The 25,568-nt window shown below is 62.4% G+C and carries 29 protein-coding genes; 15 read left to right on the top strand and 14 right to left on the bottom strand.

The window, feature by feature from the left end; genetic code table 11:
- Positions 1-35: 35 nt before the first annotated feature.
- From AC07XB_RS06585 to AC07XB_RS06575, 3 genes are all read left to right on the top strand, one after another.
- Entirely contained in the window at positions 36-725 is a 690-nt protein-coding gene (locus AC07XB_RS06585) for a hypothetical protein (protein WP_492827530.1), read from the top strand.
- A gap of 525 nt (positions 726-1,250) precedes the next feature.
- Positions 1,251-2,384: an ATP synthase subunit B family protein gene (locus AC07XB_RS06580; RefSeq protein WP_492827532.1), complete on the top strand. Its 1,134-nt coding sequence runs from the start codon at positions 1,251-1,253 to the stop codon at positions 2,382-2,384.
- A 490-nt stretch (positions 2,385-2,874) separates the two neighbouring features.
- Positions 2,875-3,075 carry a hypothetical protein gene (locus tag AC07XB_RS06575; protein WP_492827534.1) on the top strand — a complete coding sequence of 67 codons (201 nt, stop codon included), beginning with the start codon at positions 2,875-2,877 and terminating at the stop codon, positions 3,073-3,075.
- 87 nt (positions 3,076-3,162) lie between these two features.
- Here the strand turns inward: AC07XB_RS06575 and AC07XB_RS06570 are convergent, their stop codons facing one another.
- From AC07XB_RS06570 to AC07XB_RS06560, 3 genes are read right to left on the bottom strand one after another with little or no spacing between them, the layout of a single operon-like run.
- Positions 3,163-4,392, bottom strand: a complete 1,230-nt coding sequence (locus tag AC07XB_RS06570; RefSeq protein WP_492827536.1) for a hypothetical protein — start codon at positions 4,390-4,392, stop codon at positions 3,163-3,165.
- A 39-nt stretch (positions 4,393-4,431) separates the two neighbouring features.
- The gene (locus AC07XB_RS06565; RefSeq protein ID WP_492827538.1) at positions 4,432-4,608 is read right to left on the bottom strand and encodes a YdcA family protein; all 177 of its coding nucleotides are present in this window, start codon (positions 4,606-4,608) and stop codon (positions 4,432-4,434) included.
- A gap of 55 nt (positions 4,609-4,663) precedes the next feature.
- The gene (locus AC07XB_RS06560; RefSeq protein ID WP_492827540.1) at positions 4,664-4,840 is read right to left on the bottom strand and encodes a DUF3606 domain-containing protein; all 177 of its coding nucleotides are present in this window, start codon (positions 4,838-4,840) and stop codon (positions 4,664-4,666) included.
- 610 nt (positions 4,841-5,450) lie between these two features.
- Here AC07XB_RS06560 and AC07XB_RS06555 point away from each other — a divergent pair.
- The 3 genes from AC07XB_RS06555 to AC07XB_RS06545 all read left to right on the top strand — a co-directional run bounded on the left by AC07XB_RS06555 (position 5,451) and on the right by AC07XB_RS06545 (position 7,313).
- Complete coding sequence (locus AC07XB_RS06555; protein WP_492827542.1) at positions 5,451-6,116, top strand: hypothetical protein; 666 nt, start codon at positions 5,451-5,453, stop codon at positions 6,114-6,116.
- On the top strand, positions 6,097-6,396 hold the full coding sequence (locus AC07XB_RS06550) for a hypothetical protein (protein WP_492827544.1): 300 nt from the start codon (positions 6,097-6,099) through the stop codon (positions 6,394-6,396). Before AC07XB_RS06555 ends, AC07XB_RS06550 begins: the two co-directional genes overlap by 20 nt.
- 131 nt (positions 6,397-6,527) lie before the next feature.
- On the top strand, positions 6,528-7,313 hold the full coding sequence (locus AC07XB_RS06545) for a hypothetical protein (RefSeq protein WP_492827546.1): 786 nt from the start codon (positions 6,528-6,530) through the stop codon (positions 7,311-7,313).
- A gap of 321 nt (positions 7,314-7,634) precedes the next feature.
- On the opposite strand, the gene AC07XB_RS06540 is transcribed toward AC07XB_RS06545, so the two are convergent.
- The 3 genes from AC07XB_RS06540 to AC07XB_RS06530 all read right to left on the bottom strand — a co-directional run bounded on the left by AC07XB_RS06540 (position 7,635) and on the right by AC07XB_RS06530 (position 10,858).
- On the bottom strand, positions 7,635-8,345 hold the full coding sequence (locus AC07XB_RS06540; RefSeq protein WP_492827548.1) for a hypothetical protein: 711 nt from the start codon (positions 8,343-8,345) through the stop codon (positions 7,635-7,637).
- Positions 8,346-8,901: 556 nt separating this feature from the next.
- Complete coding sequence (locus AC07XB_RS06535) at positions 8,902-9,441, bottom strand: hypothetical protein (protein ID WP_492827550.1); 540 nt, start codon at positions 9,439-9,441, stop codon at positions 8,902-8,904.
- A 577-nt stretch (positions 9,442-10,018) separates the two neighbouring features.
- Positions 10,019-10,858, bottom strand: a complete 840-nt coding sequence (locus AC07XB_RS06530) for an AraC family transcriptional regulator (RefSeq protein WP_492827552.1) — start codon at positions 10,856-10,858, stop codon at positions 10,019-10,021.
- Positions 10,859-11,273: 415 nt separating this feature from the next.
- Between AC07XB_RS06530 and AC07XB_RS06525 the strand changes: the two genes are divergently transcribed.
- Positions 11,274-11,726 (top strand): PA2169 family four-helix-bundle protein, encoded by a 453-nt coding sequence (locus AC07XB_RS06525; protein ID WP_006162538.1) that lies wholly within the window; start codon positions 11,274-11,276, stop codon positions 11,724-11,726.
- A gap of 109 nt (positions 11,727-11,835) precedes the next feature.
- Here AC07XB_RS06525 and AC07XB_RS06520 read toward each other — a convergent pair whose 3' ends face one another.
- Positions 11,836-12,513: a methyltransferase family protein gene (locus AC07XB_RS06520; RefSeq protein WP_492827554.1), complete on the bottom strand. Its 678-nt coding sequence runs from the start codon at positions 12,511-12,513 to the stop codon at positions 11,836-11,838.
- Between the two features lie 242 nt (positions 12,514-12,755).
- Here AC07XB_RS06520 and AC07XB_RS06515 point away from each other — a divergent pair, with 242 nt between their 5' ends.
- From AC07XB_RS06515 to AC07XB_RS06485, 7 genes are all read left to right on the top strand, one after another.
- Entirely contained in the window at positions 12,756-13,931 is a 1,176-nt protein-coding gene (locus AC07XB_RS06515; protein WP_492373231.1) for an acyltransferase family protein, read from the top strand.
- 159 nt (positions 13,932-14,090) lie between these two features.
- A complete protein-coding gene (locus AC07XB_RS06510) occupies positions 14,091-15,308 on the top strand; it encodes an acyltransferase family protein (protein WP_492827556.1) in 1,218 nt (405 codons plus the stop codon).
- 118 nt (positions 15,309-15,426) lie between these two features.
- Positions 15,427-15,840: a hypothetical protein gene (locus AC07XB_RS06505; protein ID WP_416050059.1), complete on the top strand. Its 414-nt coding sequence runs from the start codon at positions 15,427-15,429 to the stop codon at positions 15,838-15,840.
- 351 nt (positions 15,841-16,191) lie between these two features.
- Positions 16,192-16,770, top strand: a complete 579-nt coding sequence (locus AC07XB_RS06500; protein WP_492373233.1) for an OB-fold protein — start codon at positions 16,192-16,194, stop codon at positions 16,768-16,770.
- Between the two features lie 45 nt (positions 16,771-16,815).
- Positions 16,816-17,019: a hypothetical protein gene (locus AC07XB_RS06495; RefSeq protein ID WP_174424410.1), complete on the top strand. Its 204-nt coding sequence runs from the start codon at positions 16,816-16,818 to the stop codon at positions 17,017-17,019.
- 247 nt (positions 17,020-17,266) lie between these two features.
- Complete coding sequence (locus tag AC07XB_RS06490) at positions 17,267-17,500, top strand: hypothetical protein (RefSeq protein WP_492827558.1); 234 nt, start codon at positions 17,267-17,269, stop codon at positions 17,498-17,500.
- A gap of 172 nt (positions 17,501-17,672) precedes the next feature.
- Positions 17,673-18,200, top strand: a complete 528-nt coding sequence (locus AC07XB_RS06485; RefSeq protein ID WP_492373235.1) for a hypothetical protein — start codon at positions 17,673-17,675, stop codon at positions 18,198-18,200.
- A 70-nt stretch (positions 18,201-18,270) separates the two neighbouring features.
- On the opposite strand, the gene AC07XB_RS06480 is transcribed toward AC07XB_RS06485, so the two are convergent.
- The 3 genes from AC07XB_RS06480 to AC07XB_RS06470 all read right to left on the bottom strand — a co-directional run bounded on the left by AC07XB_RS06480 (position 18,271) and on the right by AC07XB_RS06470 (position 21,467).
- The gene (locus AC07XB_RS06480; RefSeq protein WP_492827560.1) at positions 18,271-19,242 is read right to left on the bottom strand and encodes a M14 family metallopeptidase; all 972 of its coding nucleotides are present in this window, start codon (positions 19,240-19,242) and stop codon (positions 18,271-18,273) included.
- A 126-nt stretch (positions 19,243-19,368) separates the two neighbouring features.
- Positions 19,369-20,337 carry a Bug family tripartite tricarboxylate transporter substrate binding protein gene (locus AC07XB_RS06475; protein ID WP_416050054.1) on the bottom strand — a complete coding sequence of 323 codons (969 nt, stop codon included), beginning with the start codon at positions 20,335-20,337 and terminating at the stop codon, positions 19,369-19,371.
- 200 nt (positions 20,338-20,537) lie between these two features.
- A complete protein-coding gene (locus AC07XB_RS06470) occupies positions 20,538-21,467 on the bottom strand; it encodes a LysR family transcriptional regulator (protein WP_492373237.1) in 930 nt (309 codons plus the stop codon).
- A 170-nt stretch (positions 21,468-21,637) separates the two neighbouring features.
- Here AC07XB_RS06470 and AC07XB_RS06465 point away from each other — a divergent pair, with 170 nt between their 5' ends.
- A complete protein-coding gene (locus AC07XB_RS06465; protein WP_492827562.1) occupies positions 21,638-22,531 on the top strand; it encodes a MerR family transcriptional regulator in 894 nt (297 codons plus the stop codon).
- A 30-nt stretch (positions 22,532-22,561) separates the two neighbouring features.
- Here AC07XB_RS06465 and AC07XB_RS06460 read toward each other — a convergent pair whose 3' ends face one another.
- The 4 genes from AC07XB_RS06460 to AC07XB_RS06445 all read right to left on the bottom strand — a co-directional run bounded on the left by AC07XB_RS06460 (position 22,562) and on the right by AC07XB_RS06445 (position 25,539).
- The gene (locus AC07XB_RS06460) at positions 22,562-22,726 is read right to left on the bottom strand and encodes a rubredoxin (RefSeq protein ID WP_253929397.1); all 165 of its coding nucleotides are present in this window, start codon (positions 22,724-22,726) and stop codon (positions 22,562-22,564) included.
- On the bottom strand, positions 22,723-23,595 hold the full coding sequence (locus tag AC07XB_RS06455) for a metal-dependent hydrolase (protein ID WP_492373240.1): 873 nt from the start codon (positions 23,593-23,595) through the stop codon (positions 22,723-22,725). Before AC07XB_RS06455 ends, AC07XB_RS06460 begins: the two co-directional genes overlap by 4 nt.
- A gap of 70 nt (positions 23,596-23,665) precedes the next feature.
- The gene (locus AC07XB_RS06450; protein ID WP_492809232.1) at positions 23,666-24,628 is read right to left on the bottom strand and encodes an alpha/beta fold hydrolase; all 963 of its coding nucleotides are present in this window, start codon (positions 24,626-24,628) and stop codon (positions 23,666-23,668) included.
- The gene (locus tag AC07XB_RS06445) at positions 24,625-25,539 is read right to left on the bottom strand and encodes an SDR family NAD(P)-dependent oxidoreductase (protein ID WP_492373242.1); all 915 of its coding nucleotides are present in this window, start codon (positions 25,537-25,539) and stop codon (positions 24,625-24,627) included. The genes AC07XB_RS06450 and AC07XB_RS06445 overlap by 4 nt, the downstream gene beginning before the upstream one ends.
- Positions 25,540-25,568 lie beyond the last annotated feature (29 nt).

Below are 25,568 nucleotides of genomic sequence, written 5' to 3'. Positions count from 1 at the left end.
AACAAACTCCGGAAAGGTAACAATAGGGAAAATCTATGGCGCTCGTGAAGCAAGCTGAATTCGCGCTCATGTGCAACGTCTCGCGCAAGACCGTGACGAAGTGGAAAGCCGAGGGAAGGCTTGTCCTGCAAGGGAATTTTGTCGATGTCGAAGCAACTGAAGAGCGCATGCGCCGCCTTCGCCGCGGTGGCTCGCCCGTGCAAAAAGCGCCGACGAAAGTCGTTACCCCAACTGTTACCCAAGCGGCCAAGGTAACAAAAGAGGGTAACAAATCCGTTACCCAAACGGCGCAGGGTAACAACGCGGCGGGCGAGGGTAACAGCTCCAACGCCCAGGTGACTCTACCCACCGACGAGATCCTGAGGCGACTGAGAGCACTGGATTGGACTCAACGGTTCGACTGGTCTCCTGAGGCAATGAACGAAAGGGCGCGCCTGGCCGCGACATGCATCGGATGGGAAGCGGTCACGTCCCCCCTGCGGGACGATGGCCATTGGGGGCAATTTCAGTTGCGGATCCCAGATCTGATACGCAGCACGGGCGAACTCAGGTCCGATGGTGTTGCTGCTGGCTTTGGCTTCGAACTTGATCCTTGGGACGTGATCAAGGCTTGCCGGAACGAACTGGAGCCGCTGTACGCGGACGAAGGAGCGACGGTGCGGCTAGACCTGTTGCACCTCTTGGCGCACCCATTTTCCGACCACGACAAGCAGCGCAATACATGAAAGCCAGCCCCAGCGGGCGGTGGGCAGAAACACCCGCATTTTGCCGACGAAGTGTAAGCGGGGCCTCTCCTGGCTCAAGCCGGGCCAACCCGCGACGGGCGGCAATCAACCATCGAAATCTAACCGCGCTCCAAAGTGGGCGCACGCAAATGGGAATTACATGACGCTCTCTGAGGCAAGCCAGCCGATCACCGCTACTCTCGACGAAGGCCATGGTGCTGGCGCCGCGGCATCGCCTGCGGATGCTCATTCGCTACCGATCAAGGAGCGGAAGCAGCAATGCTACTGCTGCGGCCACGCGAACCCAGCGGCGGCCTGGGAGTGTGAGAAATGCTATGTGCGGCTGTAGCAGCCGGTAGTCCCGGAGGGCCTCCGAGGATTGCGGCCTCAAGCCCTAGCATGGGTAGCCGGCCCGATCGCCCCGCTTGTTCCGCGACAAGGCGGGATCGCGCAATGAGCGAAACGTGAGGCAACGAGCTAACTGCCGCATTACACTGGAGAGCCATTTCTTCTCCGGAGCCGCGAATGGCGGACGCGCTGGTAACGCTGGCAAGGCAGGATCTGTACGAACTGGTTTGGTCCAAGCCCATGACAAAGGTCGCATCCGATCTCGGTATCGCTTACCGAGAGTTCCGGCAGGCCTGCAAGCGGCTCGCGGTGCCTTGTCCATCCAGTGGATACTGGGAGAAAGTGCGGGCGGGCAAGCAGATGTCTCGCCCGGGTCTTCCCGAGTTCATTGGTCCACAGTCCATTCAAGTACCCAAGGCCACAAATTCTCCCTCGCCCGCCCCCCTACAGGTGGTCGTAATTCAGGCGACGCGTCTAGAACGTCTGCACCCCCTGGTTGCCCTGACCAAGAGGCTACTGGATCCGGCGTCACGTAACTCGTCGCACTTCCTTAATCGGGGAAGGCTCAGGCTATACAGAAGCAGCAACGCATTGAACTGCACAGTCTCTCCTGAGCAAAAAGACCGCGCGCTTCTGATCTGGGAAAGCATCATCAGAAGCGGCGAGGTATCTGGGCTTGAGTTCAATGTCTCCCACGAACGTTCGTATGTTTCCGGATGGGGGATTCAGATGTGGGCGCGGCTATTTGAGTCCGTACGATCCGAGCCAGACCCGCCAAGCAGATGGCCAAAGGACGTTCTCACGGGAAATCTGAGGTTCCTTTGCAGCGGGCCTTACAGCGCGAACTGTCGATTTTCGGATGCCCCCGACAGCCCGCTCGAGAATCAAATTGAGCAGATTATTGGTCGGATTGTGAAGACGCTGAAGGGTGCTACGGCTCAGAAGGAGAAGTTGGATCTGAAGTTGGCCGAGTACAAGAAGCAAGAGATTACCCGCCTAGAAGCGCTGGCCGAGCAAGAGGAGAAGCGCAAGCAGCGGATCGAAGCAGAGAAACAGGAGGCGGCACGCAGGGAGGAACTCCAAGAAGAGGCGTCTAGATGGATGCAAACTCGACAGATTCGGGACTATGTCTCAGCAGTCGTTGTAGCGGGCTCGGCGGATGGTGACGTCCATGCTGACAGCTTGATACGTTGGGCGGAATGGGGGAATAGGGTCGCTGCAGAAATTGATCCGATTCCCAGGCGGATGAAGGTACTTAGTGAGGCCCCAAGAGGCGACTCGCACTCGTCCACAGATAGCGCGACGCTCTGATTGCTCAATCGTACACATTGCCAAAAAACGATCATTCGGTAGATTGTTTCGATACTGAAGACTTAGGTGAGCGTGCTAGGCGCACGCTTCTGCGCAGCAACGCGACGGGCATTGCATTGACGCTGCGTCGCCAGCTCCTGAAGAATAAAAAACTCATCCTCGACTCCGATGCGAGAGACGATCGGCAGGTCGCGTAAGCAAGCTTAGGAGAGAGGCGGGGCTTGTAGGCCTTGCGACGCCCCTTGTTCGGTGGCGGAATAGTGAGAATTCATCGGTTCCACGGTTGAATCCACAGTTGGAAGTGAACGAAATTCTCTTGTGGGCCGCTGCCCGCCGGAACATGGTCGTCGACTCTAGCCTGGCATGTGGCCCCTGGAAGGACGCCGGCGCGCTTGGTCTACGACGCTTATCGAATTGACGCGCTGGGTATGGCGGATTGGAGGGAAGGAATGAGCATGGTAAGCGCGCTGTATCTTCTGGTCGGGCGGTTTTGCTCGATTTCGACCAGACCTGCGAAGCCTTGGCATTGACGAAGAGCTGGGGCTACAAGCTATCGTCCGCCGGCACGTTCCCCGTGCCGCTGCACAAGTTGGGCACGAAAATGTATGCCGACATCCGGGATGTTGCCTCCTACCTGGACAGCGAGCGGGACAGAGCGGAGGCTGAATTTAAGCGTTCGCGAAGGAAGTGATCGTCCGGCCGGAATCCACCTGCGAGAATCCGTGCTATCCGCCAACGCTGCCCCGTTACGACTTGGCTTTCTCCCAGGTTTCGTGGCCTAGCTCTTTTTCGTCAGTAACCGCTCAATCGCGTCAGGAAGAGCCACGAGTTTGGGAACAACTATTGCCCCCCCAGGAAGCTTTGCGGAGGAGACCGCGTTTGCAACGAAGCCGTCTGCTCGAAAGATGTCCACGTACGGCAGATATGTCGCATGCAAAATATCTCCCAAGTCACTGACTTTAGGTGGTCGCCTTGTCTTTGGTACGAGTGCGGTGAGCTTACCCAACTGACACGCGATCAACGTCGTCGTCATCAACGCCTTGGTTTTGTCCCACGAGCAAACCAACGCATCGACCGATGGCATGGAAAGCGCGCTCGCCATTTTGCGTGCAAGGTTGTTCGGAACGCTTTCCACTGTGCGAGCGAAGATTTCTCGAAACTGGTCTTCGATAAACTTTGGTGAACCACCGTCGGCCATGTGACTATCACAGAGGCTGCCTATTGTATCCGCACAGCCTTGTAGGGTATGGCGCAATATTTCCCCGGAATCACGAAGCTTCCGTGACAAAGGCGCAGTGTGCTCCCACTGCTTCTTGTACCAATCCGAGAAGCACTCCAAATCGCTCAACGACGCCTTTATTCCGCGAATCAAGTTCTCCTTAGACCCGTTACCTTGTCGCAGGTATCGGCCAAATTCGCTAAGTGCGCTTGAGTTCAAAGGATATAGTTCAGCTGCTTGCCGAACCACGGCTTCTGCGAATGCACTAACTTTTGGCAGTGCCGCGCGCCGGAACGCGCCTTTGCTGTCGAAGTAAATCTGCTCTGCCTTGCGCCGAGCAGACCGGTTCATATGCTTCGCGTCCAGATCCTCCCGAATCAAGGCGGAGAGAGATGGTAGTTCCCCGACCGCATCAGCAAACTCCGGCATCCAGCTTCCATCGGATCGATGAAGATCTAATGCATCGAAAGCCTCGATCTCGCCGACGGCCGAGCGAAGTTCGAGTTCAAACACGGAGAACGGATCCTGAAAGCAGTTCTTGCCGCACAGCCGCTGAATGCAGACGAGGCGCCGTCGCGCCATCTCCAAGTCTGATGGGGCTACAGGCGCTGCCTCTATAACATGAGCATAGCTGTATCTAAGTTGAATTTCCCCAGATTGCTGCCAGGCCAATAGCCTGCGTTCAACTTCACGATACCTTGCTGCGTCGGCCCTCTCATCTGAGAGCACCGAAAAATCACTACTATCGAGATAGACCTGCAATGGTCTTTCGCCACGCTCATAGCTCATGTCGCCAGCCCGTACGGTAGGTATAGATGAGTCCTGGAACTACGATGAACAAGTCTTTGTGGACTTGCTGATCGTCCCATCCTTGCAGACGAACTTGCTGCCGCTGCAGTGCGACACCCCGCCCTTGCCGCCTGAACAGGGCTCCCTGCCGCGGGCCTCGGCGGCCTGGCCGACCGCCATCAGGCCGACCCAAAGTATTACCAGAATCTGGCGCATATTTATTCCTGAATGAGGTGCAAGAGCCTCCCGTATTTCCGGGAGGCTTGATTGCTTACTTGCCCAGATACTTGCGTACCGCGTCGGCCATGACGCCAACTTTGGCCACCGCGTCGCGGAGTTTGGTCTCGGACACACCATAGTGCTTGGTCCAGTACTCCACTTCCCAGCGCTCGTTGACATTGATGCGCGATCGGTCTGCGGGTCCCCGCAGATTCAGGTTGTCTGCCATGTCTCTCTCCATTTTGGTTTGCCAGGTGGCCGTAGGATCTTCGGCGATAAGTGGGGAACCGCTCACCCCACAGGGGTGGGGCATAGCAGGCAACTTCTTATAAGCTCGCTCGAACATGCCCCTCCGTCGTGGGGCTGGAAAGTGACCAGCAATGCGGCAAAGTAGGGCTACTCAAACTAGACTGAATGCCATGCCCAGGCGCCGAGTTCGCCCAACGATGCAGCAGCTCCAGAACCGGTTCTTTTGGGAATCGGTGCGGTGGTGGCTATGGGCCGTTATAGCGCTCATTGGCGCCTACGTTGTCAACACTGTTCCCTGTATGGCAACGAGCATCCTGCCAGGCGCTGTCGCATGTGAGCCACCGCTCCCGATCGCGTATGCCGCCTGGCCAGTGCTTGCACTCATTGGCTGCGCAATGGGCGGGTGGCGCTTCTATCGCGACTACTATTGCGGCGATATAGCGCGGGACTTCGACGAATAAGCTTCCACGCGATCTCGATCGATATGCGGTGGGCCGTACGTTGCGCCCCCTGTGGCATCAGGGGGTGCGTGGGGAATACTGCTATGATCTTCAGATAGCCACATATGGTCATCCCAGCAACGCATCGGCATGAGAATCGCATCGAACGAGACAACACTTGTAATCGCCGGTGCATGGAACCCGGCGATTCTTACCCCCGAGTGGATGCTACGGCACCCGCTGGGCAGGGCTGCGGGTGAACAACACCAAGTGCGGGTCGCAATGCCCGTTGGGGTCCTTTTTGAGTTTCCCCGATATGAAATGGATGGCATTTCATTTTCGGCACGAAATGATTCCCTGATTTTGTTCCCCGCGACCACTACCGTTCCGGCCCTCGAACACATCGAAGGGATTGGGGCTCGAATTCTCGCCGAACTGCGACACACACCGGTTACGGGGTTGGGCCACAATTTTGAGTTTCGCGATGAGAATCCGGATCCTGAGACACTGAACGTTTTCACAGCGGCACGTCAACGTGTAGTAGATTTCGCTCCAGAGGGGTTTGATGTCGCCGGTGACAAGATTGTTACAAGTTTGCGACGAGACGACGTTATCATAAATCTCGACCAGACCTTCGATGGCGCCAGCTTAGTCGTGAAGTTTAATTTCCACCATCCGATCACGCAGGCATCAGATGCAGTCGAGATTCTCAACGGCCAAGGCCGAGGATTGCGAATTACGGAAAGCCTGCGAATTGCCCGCGAGATGATTCAGAATATCTTTGGAGACCTGCAAGATGTCCAAGACCAGCAATAAGGGATTCGTCCGATCCTCCACGAGTTTTAGCTCGGGAACGATGCAAGTGGTCGCAGGTACGCCAAAAATGGTGAGCTTACGCGTCGACACCCTGCGCACAGGGGACGTGAATTTGATTGAGGGTAAATACCTAAAAGCAACTGCAGAGGGTAGGCCTGGAAAAGTGCTTCTTTCCGTTGATCCGGCCTCCATATCACGCGCGGAGTTGATTCGAAACATCAACGGCGAACTCCAAGGTGTTACCCCTCTCCAGACCAATACTACTACATTGGCGCGCTAAAAACGGGAACCCCGCCTCCTCAACAGAGGTGCATCAGCTTAAGCAGAATGACCGCCTCACACTTTACCTACGCGGAGAACCCGTCGAAGACGGAGTTAATGCAGGGTGATATTCTAAAGCGGACAGAAGCTATGGACGAGTTACTAAAACTCGTCCATCCGCACTTCTACAACAGCCCAAAGAATGAGTATTTTATGGTGCTCACCCAGAGTTGCGATCTCGTTGAGCGCCACGGTGGAGTTTGCAAAGCACCATATATAACTATCGCTCCCGTTCGGCGACTCCAACACATATTAGACAAACAGGTCGCGGAGCTTACTGATTCAAACCTAAACACTGTTCTCCCGGTTGGGGTTTCCAAATCCAAGGGAAAGCTGACGGAATTTTTACAGCGCCTTTATAACAATAACGAATCTGGACTATTCTTTTTGGAGTCCTCTAGCACAGAATTACATCACGACTATTGCGCTATTCTTGGCCTTTCAATTGCGATCAAGGCTGGGGAGCATTACAAAAAATGCCTTGATGCTAAGCTATTGGAACTAAATGGTGCGTTCCAAGCAAAGCTCGGATGGCTTGTTGGTCAAATGTACTCCCGTGTTGGTACTGAGGACTGGGAACAAGCAAAACTCCAAGAAAAAATCAAGAATACACTCAGGGATTCTGCGATATGGGTTCCCGATGACAAGGCCCTGACATTTCTACGCGAGCGTCTGACGTTGGAGGAACCGGGGGGTGAAGCAATACCGGAGTCAAGAATTAATCAGATTATCAAAGAAATTCCGCTCCATAAGAAGACTGTTCTCGACCGAGCGCTAGCCGTGGCATCGGAGATATTCACGGATGAGGCTGAAGTCAAAAGACTGAAACGTCGACTCGAAAATGACGCGGCGCTTACCCAACTATTGAAAAAGTAGGGCGACCCACTGCTCAGCCAACAGTAGCAGGTCACCAATGGTTGGTGTGGATAGGTAGTGGTATACGTGATTTTTAGTACACAGGTAAGTACACAATCCGCCACGGACGTCAGAAATCGCTTTGTAGTTCAACCACTTGCGGTACGTCGCTAGCTTCTGTATTGTAATCGAATAGCAAGGGTTCCAAGCGACGCCAATGATGGGCCGCCAAACCCTTGTGCGGCAAGGTGCCCGGCTCATGGCCCGGGCAGATCTTTGCGCACACAATGCCGAACGCTATGAGGTTTCCCCGACAACCTTCCGCGGTTTGAGGGGGCGCCATCAACACCTGCGTATCGGGATGTAGGCGCGAATAAACAACCGGCCCTGCCCGCGAGCCGTTGGCGGATCCTCGGCATCATGGATTCCCGGCGGGTACTTCCGCGCCCGCCGAGGCGGCACGAAGTCATCGGGAATGGATGCGATACCGTCGAACAGGGACGTCTGCAGCTTCACCATGTACTCTGCCCGCCGTAGTCGTCGGCGAAGGGTGCAGGCCGCAATCGCAAAGTGGTCTGCGATGGCTGCTCGGTCGTCCCCCATGTTCGCGAAGACCCGGAGGTAGGCAACGGCCTCGGCAAACCGGCCCAGTACTTGCTGCTCCTGCGAGCGCCACTCCTCTCGCGCGGCCAGAGCGAAGGACGGGTCCGAAGCTTCTGGCGCCGCCAGAGCGGTTGCAATAGGGTTCTCTCGCATCCCGCCGTCGTCGTCCTCGCGCTGCTCGTCCAGGCGCACCGCAAAGCGAAATCGCTTGTCGGCGAACTTCACGAAGCGGTTGTAGAGCCTCCCCAGGATCTGCTGATGAAATCCTGTGTCCCCCGCGTCCGGAGGTGGGTCGCGATCCCTGCTCAGTTCATTCGCCACCAGCCAGGCCTCGGCCTGCAAGTCCTCAACCGTCGTTTCGCCGCGGGAACGACTCGCTATTCTGCGCAGGTCGGCGATGATCGAGGGAATGAGTCTGGCGAAGAAGGTGCTGGCGGAGCGGACTGACATGGATGGCGGGCAGCAAGGACAGCCGGCAAGAAAGAAGAAGAGGCGATGGCAAAGCGAGGGGACTTAGGGACGTACCTGGATCGTTCACTGGTCGAGCGCTCCGGCAGTCTGCCGAGTGGGCGTAGCCCGGCCAGGCTATGCATCGTGAGAAACCGCGACTACGCTAGCGGATAGCCTGATCACCCCAAGGATGGATAACCATCAAACGCTTCAATCTATCTCTCCAAGACCGCCTGATCATGACCTCGAGAATATTCTCTCTATCCAATCCTTGGCTTCCATCCCCAGGAAATACAAAGCAAGGCCAATTATGATAGCGGGAAGATACCCGGCTATCATCCCCACACAAACCTCAAACAGGAAATAAATCAGGGATCCAATGACGGTCTTTAGTTTTTCCAAGGGAATCTCCCAAAGAGTCGGCGAGACTACAATGTGGGGATTAACCTTCCCCCAACATCATCCCACCCCATACAGCGGCGGGGAACACCGCACCATCGGTTTCCTTCATTTCCTTGGCAGGCAAAGCTGGCATAGCCGATCCGGCTCAGATCGATCAGTTCTTGACAAATCTGAGGAATATGGAGAAGAGGGTCGTAAGAATAAGTGCGCAGAACAACATGGAAATGGCCTGTGCCATCAAGACTCCGCAGAGTGAATAAATGCGAGTCACATTTTCCATGGTCGTACTTAGAGCCTCCACGGCAATCAAGATCGAGTACAACCAAACCACAAGCATGACGACAGGCGAATCAATAAACAAAAATAGTACGCCTGAAATAATGCCAGAAAACAAAGTGGCGGCTGCCAGAAGATTAAACAGGTCCCCTTTGCCGTCCCAGCGAGCACCGCGCCGAACCCACCAATTGAGAATTGCGTAGATAAGAATAAAAGCGGCCCACGATGCAACGATGCCTGCGGCAATAGCTACTGGAAGAGGGAGGTTTTCTGCGTCGGCCGTCCCGTTCTCTGCGAGCGACAATCCAGTTAACAATCCGACAAAGGTGACAGCAAGCACTGATTTCCACCGGGGGAAACCAAAACACTGGATTGGCAGTTTACGAAGCAGAACCAAGCCGAAAGAATGGCGGATCATTTTGAAACCTCCGATAGTTGAAAACCAAGGAACCGGCAGCAATGGCTTGAAATATGCACAAGCCATTGAACCTGGTTTCGCTTCCGTCCCGGCCCGAAGCGTTGCTCCTGAATGTGAGATTTGTAGCGTCTTCCTTCGCAAAGACCATATCCGGCACCGAGCAATAGATCTGCGTGTTAGGCCTGCTGAGGTAAGCGCTTATCGTTGGATAACCTAACGCTCAGATAATAAATGCGAATCGCACTCATTGTCATTGCGAAATTTCCCATTTTTTGCATAGAACCTGCTGAACAACGGCGTCGCCACAGCAGCGGTGACGAACGTGACGATTTCCTGCGGCGCAGTGCAAGCGCGGGTGTCCACCCTGGCGGGTTCCACAACGGCGGGCTCCGCCGACGGCACCGGGACCGCCGCTTCGTTCAAGAACCCGTTTGGCGTGGCGCTCGATGCAAGCGGCTACCTGTACGTGGCCGATAGCGGAAATTCTGAAATCCGCATGATCACCCCGGCAGGCGTCGTTACCCCGGCGCGGGGGGAATGTCCGCGCGCGGAAACAGGCGTGCCTGTGCGGTGCGCGTCAGCCCTGCTTCACCGGCATGCAGATCCGCGTCTGCAACTGCGCGGGCGGCGTGGTGCGAGGATCGTTCACGTACTGCTCGAACATGGGAAAGTCCGCCGGCACGACCCCGCTGGTCGGCAGCCATTCCGAGAACATCCAGTTGTACGCCTTGCCCATCTCGTTGTAGGGGCCTGTGTAAGTCAGTATCGCGCAGCGGCCCGCCGGGATGTCGAATCGCTCTAGTTCCTCGCCCAGGTCGGCATCCGGCGCAACCGGCATGCCGGCCAGCGAGCGCAATTGCGCTACCGGCACCTGCTCGGGATCGCTGAAGTACACGCCAAAGCCGATGGCGTCCGGGCTGGCAAGGCCCCGGCTGGCCGCCAGCATGAAGACGCGGGTGAACACCGGGCCGATTTCCTGATAGCTGCCACGATGGGGCAGCGTGGCCAGAACGGTGCCGGGAAAGGTTTCGATCGTGATGGGATACATGCCTAGCTCCTGAGGGTTGAAGGGACCGGAGCGGGCTGCGCGATAACGCCCCGGCGGTATGCCGAAGGCCGCGCCAAATGCCCGGTTGAACGCTGCGTCCGACTCGTAGCCGGCGCGCAGCGCCACATCACGCAATGAAGCTTCGGTACCCGCCAGCGCGATTGCCGCACGGTGCATGCGGATGCGTTGTACCGTGGCGTTCACCGTTTCTCCCATCATGGCGCGATAGACGCGATGGAAGTGATACGGCGACAGGCAGGCCAGGTCGGCCAGTTGGTACAGCTCCGGGTCGGCGTCGGGGTGGCTTGCCAGCCACCGCAGGACGGGTTCCATGCGTTGGGCGTACTGGATTCGGGTCTCGGGTTTCATGTGGTCTCCATGGCGTGCAATCTACCGGCAGCCGGTTTGCAGATTTTGCGGTTTTTTTGTGGCTTGGCTAGCGCAAAGTGCAGGTGAGCGCATGCGGGCCGGTTCCGGCAAGCTGCAGCGCACAAACCGGTCAGCGCTCCCCCCCAACGAGTCCGCACACCCTCCTATACTGAAATCCCACCCCATCTCGCCCGCCGCTGGTCCACGCGGCTGCCAGCGCGCGAGCCAATAGCAGAAGTGCCGCGCGGCAAGCCAACCAGGCAAAGCAAGCACAGGAAGCAGGGGCCTGAATCCCGGACGGGCATCGACGCCAGGCGTGTAGCGTGCGGCGCGGATGTACGCGGGGGTTCACACGAGAATTCGCACGAGAATTCGCACGGGCTCCTGTCCATGCAAGACCGGCAAGGAGATCATCATGACCAACGCGCAAGGACAAATCGTCGGCACCCTGAACCACCTGATCGAGGTCGGCAAGGACGGCGAGCTCAGCTGCACGACCGGCGCCCGCGAGGTGCATAACCCCGAGATACGCGCGATCCTTACGGGCACGGCGGAATCGTGCCGCGCCTCGGTGATGGAGTTGCAGGCACTGGTGACATCGCTGGGCGCGGAGCCCCGGGATCGCGGCAGCATGGGCGGCACGCTGCATCGCGGCTGGATGGAAGTGTTGCACGTGATCGCACCGCACAACGACGATGCGGTGCTGCAACTCTGCGAGCGCGATGAGGAAACGGCAAAGCGCGAGTACCAGTCGGCGCTGATGAAGGACATGCCGCCCGAGATCCGCGCGGTGGTGCAGCGCCAGTACGAGGGCATACAGTGGCATCACGATCGCATCCACGCCATGCGCGGGATGCAGATTCACTGAGGCTGCGATGCGCTGATCGTCGGCAATCCGCTGCGATCAGTAGCAAAGACCGCGGCAAAGACCGGCTGCCTGCCTGACGCCTGACGCCTGACGCCTGACGCCTGATGAGCTACCAGACGAACGGGACCAGCCGGTATCGCACCCGGGCCGCATAGGCCGCGTAGCCCTTGAGGCCGCGCTGCAGCTCGCGGTCTTCCATTGCCGTGCGAAACACGATGGCGCCAATGAGCACCAGCGATGCGGCCACGCCGTACCAGGAGCCGAGCATCAGCGCATTGGCCGGCAGGAACACCAGCATGGTGGCGTAGAGCGGGTGGCGAACCACGGCGTAGGGGCCGCTCGACACCACCCGGTGCCCACGCTCGGCCTGGATCCTGACCACGGCCGCGAGGAAGGTGTTTTCGTGAAACACGCGGTCGATCAGGAGAAATGACAGCACCAGCAGTACTGCGCCCAGGCACTGCAGCCACAGCGGCATCGCGGACCAGTGAAAGCGCACCGCATCCAGGCCCATCAGCACCATCCAGGCGATCCACGCCACGAGCACGAACGGCAGCAGGATCTTGTCCCAGAACGGCTGGCCGCGTTGCAGCGGCATCTTCATGCGCTCGGCGAGCAGTGCCGGATCGTGCCGCGCCAGGCGTTGCGTGAGCCAATAGCCGCCGCCAAAAAACAGGATGAGATAAGTCCAGGCGGCGGGCCAGGCCAGCGTACCCGCCGCGCCAAACAGCAGGGCCGCAAAGAGCAGGCCCTCCGCCGCCAGCGCCATTCCGACCTTGAATCCCATGGCGCCTGCCTCCTTGCCGCCGAACCGGTAGCCGCGCGTTTGTCATTCCTGCACGTTAGCACGCACTTGGTATGCCGGCGCACAGAGCGCGCCGGCGGGGCAAGCTAGATTCATTCCGCATGCTCACCGGTTGCGCGCGCCGCGCGCGGCCACCGCGACGCCGCAGAGCGTTGTGGCGCGGCGGCAAGCGAGGGGGGCATGGCAGAGTACCGCGCCCCCCGATACCTTGAGGGGTAGGAAAAATGAGCCGTCGCGTTCTAGAGCTGACCGGGCTTCGCAGCGTCGCGGTCATGCTGGTGGTCATCAGCCATGCGGAGCACATGGCCAAGGGGGGGTACACGGGATTGCTTGTGCCACTGCGGTATTTCGCGAATGGCGGCGTCGGCGTGTTCATCTCGTTCGTGTTGAGCGGTTTCCTGATTACGGAGCTGCTGCAGGCTGAGTGGCGCGCCTGCGGCTCCATCAAGCTGATGCGTTTCTATGGCCGCCGCGCGCTGCGCATCTGGCCGGCTTTCTATGTCTACCTGATCGCGCTTGGCCTGTTCGGCATCGTCGGGCTGATCGATGTGGATGCGCGGCAGCTCCTGTTTGCGGCCGCGCACCTCTGGAATTACTCCGAGTTGCTCGGGCTGGGCAACGTCAACATGGCGCATCCCACCGGCGCGTGGCTGCTCGGCCATTTCTGGACGCTGGCGCTGGACGAGCAGTTTTATTGGCTGTGGCCGCCGGTGCTGTTGCTGCTGCTGCGCGGCAAGGACCCGCGCTGGCTGGTGCTGGTGATCTTGCTGATGCCGCTGGTGCGGGTGCTCTGCTATTTCACAACGCCTTCGTTGCGCGGTCAACTGGGGTTGATGCTGCACACGGGCGTGGACCCGGTGCTGATGGGATGCTACATCGCCCTGGACCGCGAGCGGCTCAAGGCGCAGCTGAACGCACGCTTCGCCGGCGCATTCGTGCTGCCGGCGCTGATCCTGGTACTGCTGCTTGGCCTGCCGGTCATCGGCACCCTGGCCGGCGGCATCTGGACGGCGACCTATGGCCCGGTGGCGCTGGCGGCGGCGGTGGGCCTGCTGATCCTCGCTGTGGTGGAGCGGCCCGAGTTGTGGATATCGCGCCTGCTCCGGAGCAAGGCCTTTGTGTTCGTGGGCACGATCTCGTTCAGCTTGTACGTCTGGCAGCAGCTGTTTACCAGCACGGCGTCGCCGCTGGCGCTGCGCTTCCCCTATTGCATCCTGGAGGCACTAGCAGCCGCGGCGCTGAGCTACGTGCTGGTCGAAGCGCCATTTCTGCGGCTCAGGAGCTGGCTTGGCAAACGAGCGCGGGCAACAGCCATGGAGGCGGGGAGCGAGGAGGGCGGCGCGCCCGCGCGCAGCGTCGAGGCCGAACCGCTCCAGGACTTGCCGCAGCAGGCCTTGTAAGCGGGCGTTGCACTGCTGGCCTGTGTGTTGGCCTGGGTTGGGCTGTGTTGGCTGCCACACCAACGCAGGCCAGGCCGCGCGGTACCTTTTGACATTGCACCACGGCAGCCCGGTGGGCCCGCCCGCGCCGGGCGTGGCCATCCCAGGCAGGGAGTGAACATGAACCGAGACGGTACGCACGTTTGCGCGCTCGACGGTGTGCGGGGCCTGGCGGTCCTGATTGTCATGCTCTATCACTTTGCCCATGTGGGCCTGGTGTCGGACCTGCCGCTCGACCGCCTGTTCTACCAGTTGTCGATGACGGGGTGGATTGGCGTGGATATCTTCTTTGCGCTGTCGGGATTCCTGATCACGGGCATCCTGCTGCGCACCAAGGGCGCGCCCAACTTCCTGCGCGCGTTCTACGGGCGCCGCGTGCTGCGCATCTTTCCGCTGTACTACTTCTATCTGGCCGTCCTGTTTCTGCTGCTGTTCCCGCTGATCTCGCACCGCGTCGGCGCCTTTGAGCAGGCCAAGCTGGAGGCGGTGCAGGCCAGCTGGCCGTGGTTCGTGCTGTATCTGTCCAACCTCAAGCAGGCGCTGACCGGCACGTTCTTCGGCGCGGGCGCGGGGCATTTGTGGTCGCTTGCCATCGAGGAGCAGTTCTACGCCGTGTGGCCCTTGCTGGTGCTGCTGCTGCCGTTGGCCGCCATGCGCCGGCTCTGCCTGGTGCTGCTGGCGGGAACGCTGGCGGTGCGTGTCGGCATGGTGTTGCAAGGCTTCAGCGCGGACGCCATTTCGGTGTTCACGCCGGCCCGGCTGGATGGCCTGGTGGCGGGCGCGTTGCTGGCGATGGCGGTCCGGCGCGGATTGCACTTCAAGCCCTGGCTGGTGAAGGCGGCGCCATTGGCGCTGCTGGTGCTGGCGGGCGGGCTGGCGGCCATGGGTTCCCGGCTGGAATCCAGCCCGCTGATCTACACCGTGGGCTTCTCGGTGGTTGCCATGGTGGCGGTGGGCCTGATCTACGCGGCCTGCGCCACGGACCGGCACGTCGTGTTCAGCAACCGGTACCTGGTGTTCCTGGGCAAATACAGCTACGCGCTTTACGTGTTCCACCCGATCATCCGCGTGGTGGCGGTCAAGGCGTTCGGCGAGCCGCGCCTGTTGTTCGGCAGCCAGATCCCGTGGCAGCTGGGCTTTTCGGCGGCGTGCCTGTGTGCCTCCATCGCAGCGGCCTTGCTGAGCTGGCACCTGATCGAAAAACGCTTCCTGGGGCTCAAGGACATGTTGTTCCCCGACCGGACTCCCACGCCAGCGCCGCCCCCGCCATCCGCCGCCTTGCCGACGCGGGACGCATTTGGCGCCGACCCCGCCAGGCGCGAACGGCCCATCATCTAGGCGTGCTGATCCGCGGCGGGCGGCGGCCTGGCAATGCCGGGCCGCCGGCCCACCGATGAATCGCATGCGGGCACGGCCAACCGCTACAATGGGCCGTTTCAGCGAACGAGCCCCTGCCATGACCGATCATCCCCGCTTTACCCTCAATCGCTCGCTCGTCGTATTGGTGCCGCAGCAGCCTTTCTTCGAATGGATCATGGCCGTGGATATCGACCCGGTAGCCACGCTGACCCTTGAGCATGTACGCGAGGACCAGAGTGTGTTCCTGGTGCCGGACGATGTCTCGACCACGTCGGAAGCGCTGCAGTGGGTGGAACAGCGCTGGCGCGCCTTGTTCGAATTCATGCTGGGGGAGTGGTTCGACGAAAGCCTGTGGCCGCAAACGCTGACGCTGCAGCAGTTCCGTGACTGGTTCACCGTGCAGCACCACTCGATGGTGTTCGACATGGCGCCTGACACCCCGGTCGAACATGAAGACTGGGAAGACGAGGACGAAGACGACGACGAAACCGGGCTGCGGCACCTTCATTGATCGCGGCTTGCCGGTTGCAGCTTGATGCGGCGCAGCCAGGCAGCCCCGTAGCAAGCCAGCCTTACGTCACGCCATCGCCATGAAGTGCATGCGCATGCCCGCCCGGATCCCCACACGGCACCCCGCCCAGGCTGTGGACAAGTCTGTGGAGAAGACCGAACAACCCTGTGGGCAAAGCTGTGGGCAACTTTTTTGGCAAGTCCCGCCCGAACACCTGGCTTGGCACCGCCAGGCCTTGCCACAGGCGGGCTGGCAGCCGAGCCGAGCGTGCCGGCGCACAGTGCGCGCGATCGATGCGCGCAGCCGGTGCCTGACAGCGCAATGGCCCATTTCTATCGCAGGAAACCCCGGATGTTGAACCGTACCCAGCAAATCCTTATCGGCGTTGTCGCCCTTGCCGTCCTTGGCATGTTGTGGCTCACCGGCAACCATGAAGAGCAGCAGGAAGAGCCGGCCCCCGAGCCGGTCGCGGCAGCGTCCGCGGCGGTGCCAGAGCCCAACGCCGGCGCGCGCGGCGTGCCCAAGAACGGCACGCTGGACCCGATCAGCATCGACCCGAACCGCTCCACCGACATCCTGCCGCAGTACCAGGCGGACACCCTTGTCGACGATTACCAGGAGAACGCCGGCGCGGCCAACGACCGCTACCTGGGCAAGTATTTCATCGTGGAGGGCGTGGCCAGCGGCGTGCGGCGCGAGGGAAACGACACGGTCTTCCTGGATATCCGCTCCAATAGCCCGACCCTGGTGGTGCGCGCCAAGCTCCTGCCGATCCAGATCTGCGGCCCCGCCGGGCGCACCTGCGAGGTGGAAGCGCGCGGCACCATGGTCCGGCGCGGACAGAAGGTGGCCGTGGAATGCACCGGCGCGGGCCAGGTGGAAGGCTCGCCCGTCCTTGAAGATTGCCTTGTGCGTGGCGGCGCCAACTGAGCGCGAGCACTGACTTAGCCAGATTTACCCAGATCGACATCCAGCATGCAAACCCTGCTTTCCGTACTCGCCCTGACCATCCTGATCGTCACCGTGGTGGGCCTGGTCTCGCCACCGTTCATCAGCAACGCCTTCCTGAAGGGCCGCCCGGTGGGGCGCCTGCAGATCCTGCTGGTGGGGGTGTTCCTTGCCGCGATCTGCCTGATGGTGGTGGGCACGATGGCCAGCGGGGGGGCGGCAAAGGCCTGAGGCCACCAACCGGGCCAAGACCGCGCGCCATGACGACGGCTGTCTCCCCCCCTCCCCTCGGTTAACCAGTACGCCAATCGCCACTCCGGCGGCATGTAGGACACATCCCACAGCAGGATCGGTGCGCTATCGATAATGGCGCGTTCCGGCGTTGTCTATCTTTCCATCACGATACGAACAAACGTCAACGACGGGACAAGGCAAAGCGGCCCGAAGCTCCCCCGGAGCGAGGGCCGCGCTGAATATCATGATGGAAGATCTCTCCCGGGGCACGCTGCCTGCCCGCCAAGTCCAGCAAGTCCAGGCTCTCGCCAACATTCTCGCCATCACGCGCCGCGAGTGGCGGGTGACCGGGCTCGGTCGCCTCGCCGTGGATCATGGCCGCCCGGGCGGCCGCCGCGACCAGCTCGCGCAGCGCGCGGCCCGCGCCTTCGAGGCGCAGGTGATGGCGCTACGCTGCCGGCAGGCCATTGTGCTCTGAGGCTAACCTCGGGCGAGCCACAGAACCGCAGCAGAACCGGCGCTGGACCGGCACAGGACCGGTTTACCCGCTCTGTTCCAACGATTGCCGCCGCCGCAATGGCCTAAAGTTGCCTGGAGCGCATGCCGACAACACGGTTCGGCACCCTTGCACCAGCGTTTCCAGGAACATCATGAAAAAAGCACTGCTAGCCGCCAGCCTAGGCTTGCTGGTCACCGGCTGCGCCACGTACCAGGCTGTCGTCCCGGTCGACCGCGGCGACCGTATCGCCTCCATGCAGCCGGCCGACGGCACGCTGTTTTGCGTGATCGCCAACCCGGGCAGCGGCGGCAATGCCTATGCGGAATTCATCCGCGACGCGGTGCAGCAGCGCGGCTTTGAGTTCAAGATGCTGTCGCCCGGCTCGTCGGTGGCGTCGTGCCCCTATACCGCCACGGTTTACATGCAACGCCAGACCTACTGGCGCGATTTCCTGAGTACGGCAGAGATCATCGTCTATATCAACGGCGAGCGTGCCGGCAAGGCGAACTACGACGCCCTGCGCAGCGCCGGCGGCATCAACCTGAGCAACCTGGTCCCGCCCGAGATGAAGATCGACGAGCTGTTCGAGCAATTGCTGCCCGGCATGCGGCCAAAGCCGTCCACGGCAGGCACGCCAGGTGCGCCGGCCGCCCCGCAATCGCCAGCTACGCCAGCCTGAACACCGCCGCCTTGACGACAGCGTACCCATTGCAGCGATAAGTGCGCATCTGCGCACTTAAATCAGCCGCTCAGCCTACCACCTGCCCCAGCCGCACTACGGTCACGCCCGGGCGCAGTTGCCGCAGCGACGGCATCACCAGCACACAATCCGGATACGGTGTGACCACCGGCTCGCCGTCGCGCCAGCCGATCACGGTGCCGGCTTCGGCGAAGGTTTCCAGCCCGGTGTATGGGCCGGCGAAGCGGAAATCCATGCTGCTGGCGACCACGGGCTCGGTCACGCGTACCACCCGCTGCGGCGCCACGGGCAGGAGCCAGCCGGCAGGCACGTCACCCGCATCGATCACGCCGGCATGGAGCAGGAAGCGCGCGGTGCTGTCCTGGGCCACGCCCACGGCAGCGGTTTCCCAGTGCTGGCCGCATTCGATCAACAGCGCGTTCCTGGCGCTGGCCGGGTCGCCAAAGCCTGCGTAGTCGCGCATGCGCCGTCCTTCCGGATGGCCCTCGTCCACGATCACATTGGCGGGCGCGCCCACGGCGCGCGACAGGGCGATGCCCTTGTCGAGCGGGCCGGACACGATCAGCGGCAAGCTCTTCTCGTGCATGGAGTGCAGGTCGAGCAGCAGGTCCACGGTATCGATGACCGGGCGCATGGCGCGTGCGCGGCGCAGCTCGGACGAGTCACGGGTGGTGTCGTCGAGCACGGCGGCCGTCCACACGCGGTTGAAATCCTGGTCGACATAGCGCGACGCATCCGGGCGGGCGGCATCGAAGCTGTGGTACGCGTCGACGTTGGCAAAGGCCAGCGTCAGGCGGCCGCGGCGCGGGCGCAGGCCCAGGTCCAGCAGCGCCTTGACGGTGATGGCGCCGCACACCTCGTTGCCGTGGGTCAGCGCATTGACCATCACGTGCGGGCCGGGCACGCCGCTGTCGAAGGTGTGGACATAGGGCACGCCGGCGTTGCCGGTGGCGTAGGCGGAGATATCGGGGAATTCGACTTCAACCGGGTATGCGTCGAAGCTGGGGGCAGTGGTCGTCATGTTTTTTGATCGGCAAGATTGCCAGTGATAGCGACTGAACAGCGAAAGAAGCAGGGAAGGCGGGCGGGCGGCAACCGCCGGCACCGCCACTTGCGACAAGCAAATGGTACGCCTGCCGCCGTCCCCTTATTCGTGAATGCCGGCAGTCTGCACGATGCTCTTGTACTTCACCGTCTCGCGCTTGATAAAGCTGGCGAACTGGCCCGGGCCGCCCGGCGCCACTTCCACGCCGGCCTCGGCCAGCTTCTTCTTCACGTCGGGCATGGCCAGCACGGCCTGCATCTCGGTGTTCAGGCGATCGACCACGGCGCGCGGCGTATTGGCCGGCGCCATCAGGCCAAACCACACGCCCATGTCCACGCCCTTGAGTGCGCTGCTTTCCGCCAGCGCGGGCACGTTGGGCGCCACCTGGGCGCGGTGCCCTTCGGTCACGCCGTAGGCCTTGACCCGGCCAGCCTGGATATGCGGCAGTGCCGAAGACAGCACCATCACGGCGAGGTCGATCTGGCCGCCGAGCAAGTCGGTGGACATGGCGGACGCACCCTTATAGGGCACATGGGTGATGTTGACCTTGCCTTGCTGCTTGATCAGCTCGCCGGCCAGGTTCAGCGGCGTGCCCACGCCGGACGACGCATAGGCCAGCTTGCCCGGCTGCGCCTTGGCCAGCGCGATCAGCTCGTCGGCGTTCTTGGCCGGCAGCGCGGACTTGCCCACCAGCACCATCGGCTGGGTGCCGACGAAGGTGATCGGCGCCAGGTCGCGCTCGCCGTCGTAGCGCACAGCGGGGTTGGTCAGGCGCGCGATCGAGACCTCGCTGCCCGAGCCCATCAGCAGCGTGTAGCCGTCGGCGTCGGCCTTGACCACCTTGGACGCGCCGATGGTGCCGCCCGCGCCGCCCAGGTTCTCGATCACCACGCTCTGGCCCAGGCGCTTGCCCAGTTCCGGCGCGATGGTGCGGGCCACCAGGTCGACGCTGCCGCCCGCGGTGTAGCCCACCACCAGGGAAATCGGCTTGGTCGGCCAGCCCGAGGCGGCAGCGCCGCCGGCAAGCAGGCAGAAGGATGCGGCAGCAGCCGCACGCAGCAGTTTGTTCATGGCAGGTCTCTCCGTTTTTAGATTTGCGCCGTATGCAGACAGGCAAGGTATGCAGGCATGCGGCGATCTTAGAGAGCGTGCGGGCGCAGCAACGTGCGGCTTTGGCAATGGCGCTTGCCGTTTTGGCAAGGGTGGGGGATCGGGGGCTGGGATCAGGCGCCAGCCACGCCAAGGCGGACCCAGCGCGTGGCGCTGGACAACTAGCCCGCCACCGCCGCATGCCAGAAGGCCTCGCCCAGCGCCCGCATGGGCGCGCGCGGGCGATACAGCAGGATCTGCATCACGAGATCCGTTTCGCCGCCCACCTCCAGCCCGGCGCGCACCAGGCGACCGGCGTGCAGGTCATCGGCGATCAGCCGCGCGGGCAGCCACGCCAGGCCCATGCGCTGGCGCACCATTTCATGCACGGATTCGGCGAAATCGCTGACCGCGATCACGTCGAGCCGGCTGGCCAGCCCGCGCCGCGCGATCTCGCCGTTGACCATGCGGCCCAGGGTCAGCGTCTGCGCGTAGGCGATCATCGGCACCGGGGCGCGCTGGCCGCGTGCGAGCAACTTGTACTGTGGCCCGCCACCATCCGCCGCCGCGCTCACGCAAACGAGGCGTTCCTCGCCCACAAGGTGGTATTGGTAGCGCGCGCCGTCCAGCGTCACCGGCTGCTCCGGCGAGTTGTAGCAAAGCAGGAAATCCGCGTCGCCTTCGGTGAAGATCGCCAGCGCGTCGTGCGTGGGAAAGGTGGAAAGCCGCGTGCGAAACCCCGCGGCCGCCTTGTCGTTGCGCAGCGCATGGCGCAGGCCGGCCAGCCACGCCGGCACCATCGAGCGCGCCAGCGTCTTGCCGGTGACGATCACCACGGTGCTGGCATCGGCCCGATGCGCCGCGCGCAGCGACATGCGCGTATCGTCCAGCGTGCGCAGCGCGCTCTGCGCGGCCTCCAGGAACTGCCGCCCCTCATCGGTGAGGCGCACCGGGAACACGCTGCGATCGATCAGCGGCGCACCCGCCCAGACTTCCAGCGCCTGCATGCGGCGCCCGAATGCCGGCGGCGTGACGTTACGCAGCTCCGCCGCGCGCGCCAGGCTGCCGGCCTGGGCCAGGCACACAAAATCCTCCAGCCAGCGGATATGCATAAGGACTCGCGCCAGGGCGCGCGCAGAAGTTGAATGGGGACGATCCAGGCAAATGCCGCCGCCGCGAAGAGCGGCGCTGCGAATATTGTAGCTGTAGCTGTACGTGCCCCGGCGCGCAACGCCCGGCATGCGACACACGGCAGCCGCACGACTCGGGTAGAATTTTTGCCATGGCCTTCTTCAAGCGCAGCACTGCGCCCACCTCCTCGTCGTCATCGGCGTCCGCCGCCCACGATGCCGCCGGCTCCGGCAATGGCAATGGCGCGCCGCCGGAATACACCATCGACGAACTGGCGCGGGCGGCCGGCACCACGGTGCGCAATGTGCGCTCCTACCAGGACCGCGGCCTGATCGATCCGCCCGAGCGGCGCGGCCGGGTGGGCATCTACACGCAGACGCACCTGGGCCGGCTACGGCTGATCAACCACCTGCTGGCGCGCGGCTACACGCTGAACAATATCCAGGAGCTGCTCAAGGCCATCGTGGAAGGGCATGACCTGCGCTCCATCCTCGGGCTGGAATCCGCCATCAGCAGCCCGTGGACCGATGAAGTGCCGCGCCACTACTCCTACCTGGCGCTGGCCAAGCTGTTCGGCCGCGCGATATCGCGCCCGGCGCTGGCCAAGGCCATCGCGCTCGGCCTGCTGGAGCCGGACGGCATGGGCTACCTCGCACGCAGCCCGCGCACGCTGGCTGCCGGCGCGGAGATCGCGCGCGCGGGATTTCCGCTGGAAGATGTGCTGTCCATCGTCGAGCACGCACGCGGGCACTTCGAAGCCGTATCGGACCGGATCGTGGCCATGGTGGTGCGCGAGCTGGACCGCTTCGGTGAAGGCAAGCTGCCACCGCCGCAGGACGTGCCGCGGCTGGTGGATATCCTCTGGCGCATCCGCCCGCTGGCCATGGTGGCGGTAGAAGCGGAGATGATGCGGGCCATGGAACAGTCAGCCAATAAATACCTCGGCGACCGCGTGGCGGCCATCATCGAGCACTTGCACGACGCGCCGGAGGACGGCGGCGCGGGCAACGCGCCGAAGGCTGGGCCGCGCAAGGCCAGGCGCTGATACAGGTACGTACCCGCTCTAGCCCGCTAGCTAAAGCGCCACCATCTGGAAATCCCCCTTGCGCATGCCGCAATCGGGGCAGCTCCAGTCTTCCGGCACGGCACTCCATGCCGTGCCGGGCGCGATGCCATGCTCCGGCATGCCAGCGGCTTCGTCGTAGACCAGCCCGCAAATCTCACACTGCCAGACCTTCATGCCGCGGCCCTCACCGAGGGCGCCCGGCTGGATACGCCGGCGCGCGCGGAGGTGGCCTCGATCTCCGCGATCAGCGGCTCGATGCGCGCCAGCTGCGCACGGTTGTCGTGATCCCACGGGTGGAAGCCCGGCCGGAAATAATCGAACCACTCCGGAATCATCTTGCGCAGCACGCCAGGCTTGCCCCACAGGAAACGCACCACGCCGCCAAAGCCGCCGAGCTTGTTGCGGCACTCGCGATCCGCCATCACCAGCCGGATGTGGAATACGAACACCATCGCCCAGAACGTCACCGTGGTGGTGAGCATGGTGAAGGTGCGCAGCAGATAGCGATATAGCCCCGGCTTCATCACGGCATTCCACACGTCGTAGGCCACCGCCTTGTGCTCGGTCTCTTCCAGCGCGTGCCAGATCCACACCTGGTGATAGCCGGGCTCGGAGCCGCCCATCTGGTCCGGGTCCGCCAGCAGCCCGCCGGCAAGCATCGCGGTGTAGTGCTCGAGCGCGATGGTGTGCGCAAGCTGCCATGACTTGGGCAGTATCTTGCGCAGCACGTTGAGCAGTTTGCCGACGAACCGGTCGAGCGGCTCAGCGGGCAGGCCCGCATCCGTCATCAGCCGGTTGTAGAGGATATGCTCGCGCGTGTGCATGGCCTCCTGGCCGATAAAACCCGCGATGGCGCGCTTGAGCTCGGGGTCGGTCACGTCGTCGCGATAGGCGCGCACGCTGTCCATGAAGAAGCGCTCGCCCGCCGGAAAGAAGATCGAGAGCGCGTTGACGAAGTGGGTGACATGGCGGCCCCGCACGTGCCAGTCGCCGATGCGGCTGGCGGGCAAGTGGGGATGCACATCGCGTCGGACTGGCATCATGATGAGTACTCCTGTCGATTCGTGGAATGCGTCGGGTGCGTCGGGTGCATTGCGTATGTCGGCGATGGCCTCAGCGCCCGTCGAGAAAAGGCAGCAGGTCCGCCGCCACGCGCTGCGGATCCTCTTCCATCGGGATATGGCCCAGGCCTGCGTAGCGCTGCAGCCGCGCGCCAGGAATGCGCCCGGCAAAGGCTTGCGCATGCGCCGGCGGGATCCAGCGGTCACGCTCGCCCCACAGCACCAGCGTGGGCGAGCGGATGCCATTGAGCGCCTGCGTGTCGAGCGCGTCGAAGTCCAGCTTGGGCACCATGCGGCCGACCGCTTCGCGGCTGCCCTCGGCGTAGAAGAAATCGACATAGCGACGGAAGGTGCCTTCGTCCACCCGCGAGGCATCGCCGTAGACGTCGCGCGTGGCGGCGCGGATCACGCACTCCGGCAGCAGCCACGGCGCCGACCAGCGCACCGGCGCGTGGTTGAACAGCGCGATGTAAAGCGGCAGCTTCATCGGGAAACCGGCGGCATCGATCAGCACCATCTTGTCGACGCGCCCGGGATGGCGCGCGGCCATGTCCCATGCGATCAGGCCGCCCAGTGAGTTGCCGATGACGCTGGCGCGCTGCAGGTGGATGGCGTCGCAGAAGGCGTCGATAAAGCGGCGGTACGTGTCCACATCCATGGTGAGAATGCGCCCGCGCGCATCGCGCAACGGCCCGGTCAGGCCAAAGGGCGGCAGGTCCACGCGCAGCACGCGATAGCGTTGCGCGAGTGCCGGCAGCACACCTTGCCAGGTGTGCAGCGAAGCGCCGAAACCATGGATCAGCAGCAGCGGCTCGCCGCCGGGCACGCCTTCATCGGTGTAATGCACGAGCGTGCCCATGACCTGCACCCAGCGCGAGGCGGGCAGCGCGTAGCGTCTGGCGAGCATTTCACGCGACAGGCTAAACAGCCCTACGCGGCCCTGGCCGAACCAGCGCGTGAGCGCGCCGGGTGGCTGCGAGAGGCGGCTGTCCGCCGGCATGGCGACGCGGTTCATTGCGCATCTCCGCCATTGCCGCTGGCCTTGGCCGGCACCGTGTTGGGCACGTCCGCGGCAGGCTTGCCGAGCGGGCCTTTGCGGCGCGCGTCGAACACCACCAGCTTCTGGTAGGCCGCGGGCAGCAGCCGCGCCATCATGTCGGCGGCAACCGCATCCGGGCCGATCAGCACGCGGCGGCGGTTGTGGCGCACGCCGTTGAGGATCACGCGCGCGGCCTTGTCCGCCGTGGTGATGAAGTACTTCTCGAACTCATCGCGGCCCTGCTGCTCATCGTGCACCAGGAAGCCGGTGACGTTCGCGGAGATACGGCTGGCCTGCGCAATATTGGTCTTGATGCCGCCCGGGTGCACGCAGGTCGCGGACACGCCGCACGCCTGCATGTCGAGCTCCTGGCGCAGCGATTCCGTAAAGCCACGCACCGCATACTTGCTCGCGTTGTAGCCGCTCATGCCGGGCTGCGCGAAGATGCCGAAGATGCTCGACGTATTGATCACGTGGCCGTCGCCGCTGGCCTTCAGGTAAGGCAGGAACGCCTTGGTGCCATGCACCACGCCCCAGAAGTTGATGCCCATGATCCATTCGAGGTCATCGTAGCTCATGCCCTCGATGGTGCTCGACAGCGCCACGCCGGCATTGTTGAAAATCAGGTTGATGCGCCCGTGCGCGCGCGCGGCCTGCTCGGCCCAGGCGTACATCGCGGCGCGGTCCGATACATCCACGCAGTGCTGCGTGAACACCAGGCCTGGCGCCGCGCGCATGACCTCGGCCACCGTCTGCGCGAGGCCTTTTTCATTGCGGTCCGACAGCGCCAGCTGGCAGCCTTCGCGCGCCAGCGCGAGCGCCAGTGAGCGGCCCATGCCGGAGCCTGCGCCGGTAATGGCGGCCACCTTGTTCTTGAAATCCTTCATGCGGTGTCTCCTCGGTGTTCTTCTGGTGT

The sequence above is a fragment of the Cupriavidus sp. GW821-FHT02F09 genome, assembly GCF_059421605.1.
Note: the sequence above shows the minus strand (reverse complement) of the source record. Positions and strands in the feature narration are given on the sequence as shown.

Coding starts and splice junctions, on each gene's coding strand:
- AC07XB_RS06445 (WP_492373242.1), bottom strand. CDS start 25,539: ATGAAGGATTTCAAGAACAAGGTGGCCGCCATTACCGGCGCAGGCTCC.
- AC07XB_RS06545 (WP_492827546.1), top strand. CDS start 6,528: ATGGACGAGTTACTAAAACTCGTCCATCCGCACTTCTACAACAGCCCA.
- AC07XB_RS06555 (WP_492827542.1), top strand. CDS start 5,451: ATGAGAATCGCATCGAACGAGACAACACTTGTAATCGCCGGTGCATGG.
- AC07XB_RS06505 (WP_416050059.1), top strand. CDS start 15,427: ATGACCGATCATCCCCGCTTTACCCTCAATCGCTCGCTCGTCGTATTG.
- AC07XB_RS06580 (WP_492827532.1), top strand. CDS start 1,251: ATGGCGGACGCGCTGGTAACGCTGGCAAGGCAGGATCTGTACGAACTG.
- AC07XB_RS06460 (WP_253929397.1), bottom strand. CDS start 22,726: ATGAAGGTCTGGCAGTGTGAGATTTGCGGGCTGGTCTACGACGAAGCC.
- AC07XB_RS06565 (WP_492827538.1), bottom strand. CDS start 4,608: ATGCGCCAGATTCTGGTAATACTTTGGGTCGGCCTGATGGCGGTCGGC.
- AC07XB_RS06455 (WP_492373240.1), bottom strand. CDS start 23,595: ATGATGCCAGTCCGACGCGATGTGCATCCCCACTTGCCCGCCAGCCGC.
- AC07XB_RS06515 (WP_492373231.1), top strand. CDS start 12,756: ATGAGCCGTCGCGTTCTAGAGCTGACCGGGCTTCGCAGCGTCGCGGTC.
- AC07XB_RS06470 (WP_492373237.1), bottom strand. CDS start 21,467: ATGCATATCCGCTGGCTGGAGGATTTTGTGTGCCTGGCCCAGGCCGGC.
- AC07XB_RS06550 (WP_492827544.1), top strand. CDS start 6,097: ATGTCCAAGACCAGCAATAAGGGATTCGTCCGATCCTCCACGAGTTTT.
- AC07XB_RS06510 (WP_492827556.1), top strand. CDS start 14,091: ATGAACCGAGACGGTACGCACGTTTGCGCGCTCGACGGTGTGCGGGGC.
- AC07XB_RS06535 (WP_492827550.1), bottom strand. CDS start 9,441: ATGATCCGCCATTCTTTCGGCTTGGTTCTGCTTCGTAAACTGCCAATC.
- AC07XB_RS06485 (WP_492373235.1), top strand. CDS start 17,673: ATGAAAAAAGCACTGCTAGCCGCCAGCCTAGGCTTGCTGGTCACCGGC.
- AC07XB_RS06525 (WP_006162538.1), top strand. CDS start 11,274: ATGACCAACGCGCAAGGACAAATCGTCGGCACCCTGAACCACCTGATC.
- AC07XB_RS06530 (WP_492827552.1), bottom strand. CDS start 10,858: ATGAAACCCGAGACCCGAATCCAGTACGCCCAACGCATGGAACCCGTC.
- AC07XB_RS06540 (WP_492827548.1), bottom strand. CDS start 8,345: ATGTCAGTCCGCTCCGCCAGCACCTTCTTCGCCAGACTCATTCCCTCG.
- AC07XB_RS06450 (WP_492809232.1), bottom strand. CDS start 24,628: ATGAACCGCGTCGCCATGCCGGCGGACAGCCGCCTCTCGCAGCCACCC.
- AC07XB_RS06490 (WP_492827558.1), top strand. CDS start 17,267: ATGATGGAAGATCTCTCCCGGGGCACGCTGCCTGCCCGCCAAGTCCAG.
- AC07XB_RS06570 (WP_492827536.1), bottom strand. CDS start 4,392: ATGAGCTATGAGCGTGGCGAAAGACCATTGCAGGTCTATCTCGATAGT.
- AC07XB_RS06520 (WP_492827554.1), bottom strand. CDS start 12,513: ATGGGATTCAAGGTCGGAATGGCGCTGGCGGCGGAGGGCCTGCTCTTT.
- AC07XB_RS06480 (WP_492827560.1), bottom strand. CDS start 19,242: ATGACGACCACTGCCCCCAGCTTCGACGCATACCCGGTTGAAGTCGAA.
- AC07XB_RS06465 (WP_492827562.1), top strand. CDS start 21,638: ATGGCCTTCTTCAAGCGCAGCACTGCGCCCACCTCCTCGTCGTCATCG.
- AC07XB_RS06475 (WP_416050054.1), bottom strand. CDS start 20,337: ATGAACAAACTGCTGCGTGCGGCTGCTGCCGCATCCTTCTGCCTGCTT.
- AC07XB_RS06495 (WP_174424410.1), top strand. CDS start 16,816: ATGCAAACCCTGCTTTCCGTACTCGCCCTGACCATCCTGATCGTCACC.
- AC07XB_RS06500 (WP_492373233.1), top strand. CDS start 16,192: ATGTTGAACCGTACCCAGCAAATCCTTATCGGCGTTGTCGCCCTTGCC.
- AC07XB_RS06585 (WP_492827530.1), top strand. CDS start 36: ATGGCGCTCGTGAAGCAAGCTGAATTCGCGCTCATGTGCAACGTCTCG.
- AC07XB_RS06560 (WP_492827540.1), bottom strand. CDS start 4,840: ATGGCAGACAACCTGAATCTGCGGGGACCCGCAGACCGATCGCGCATC.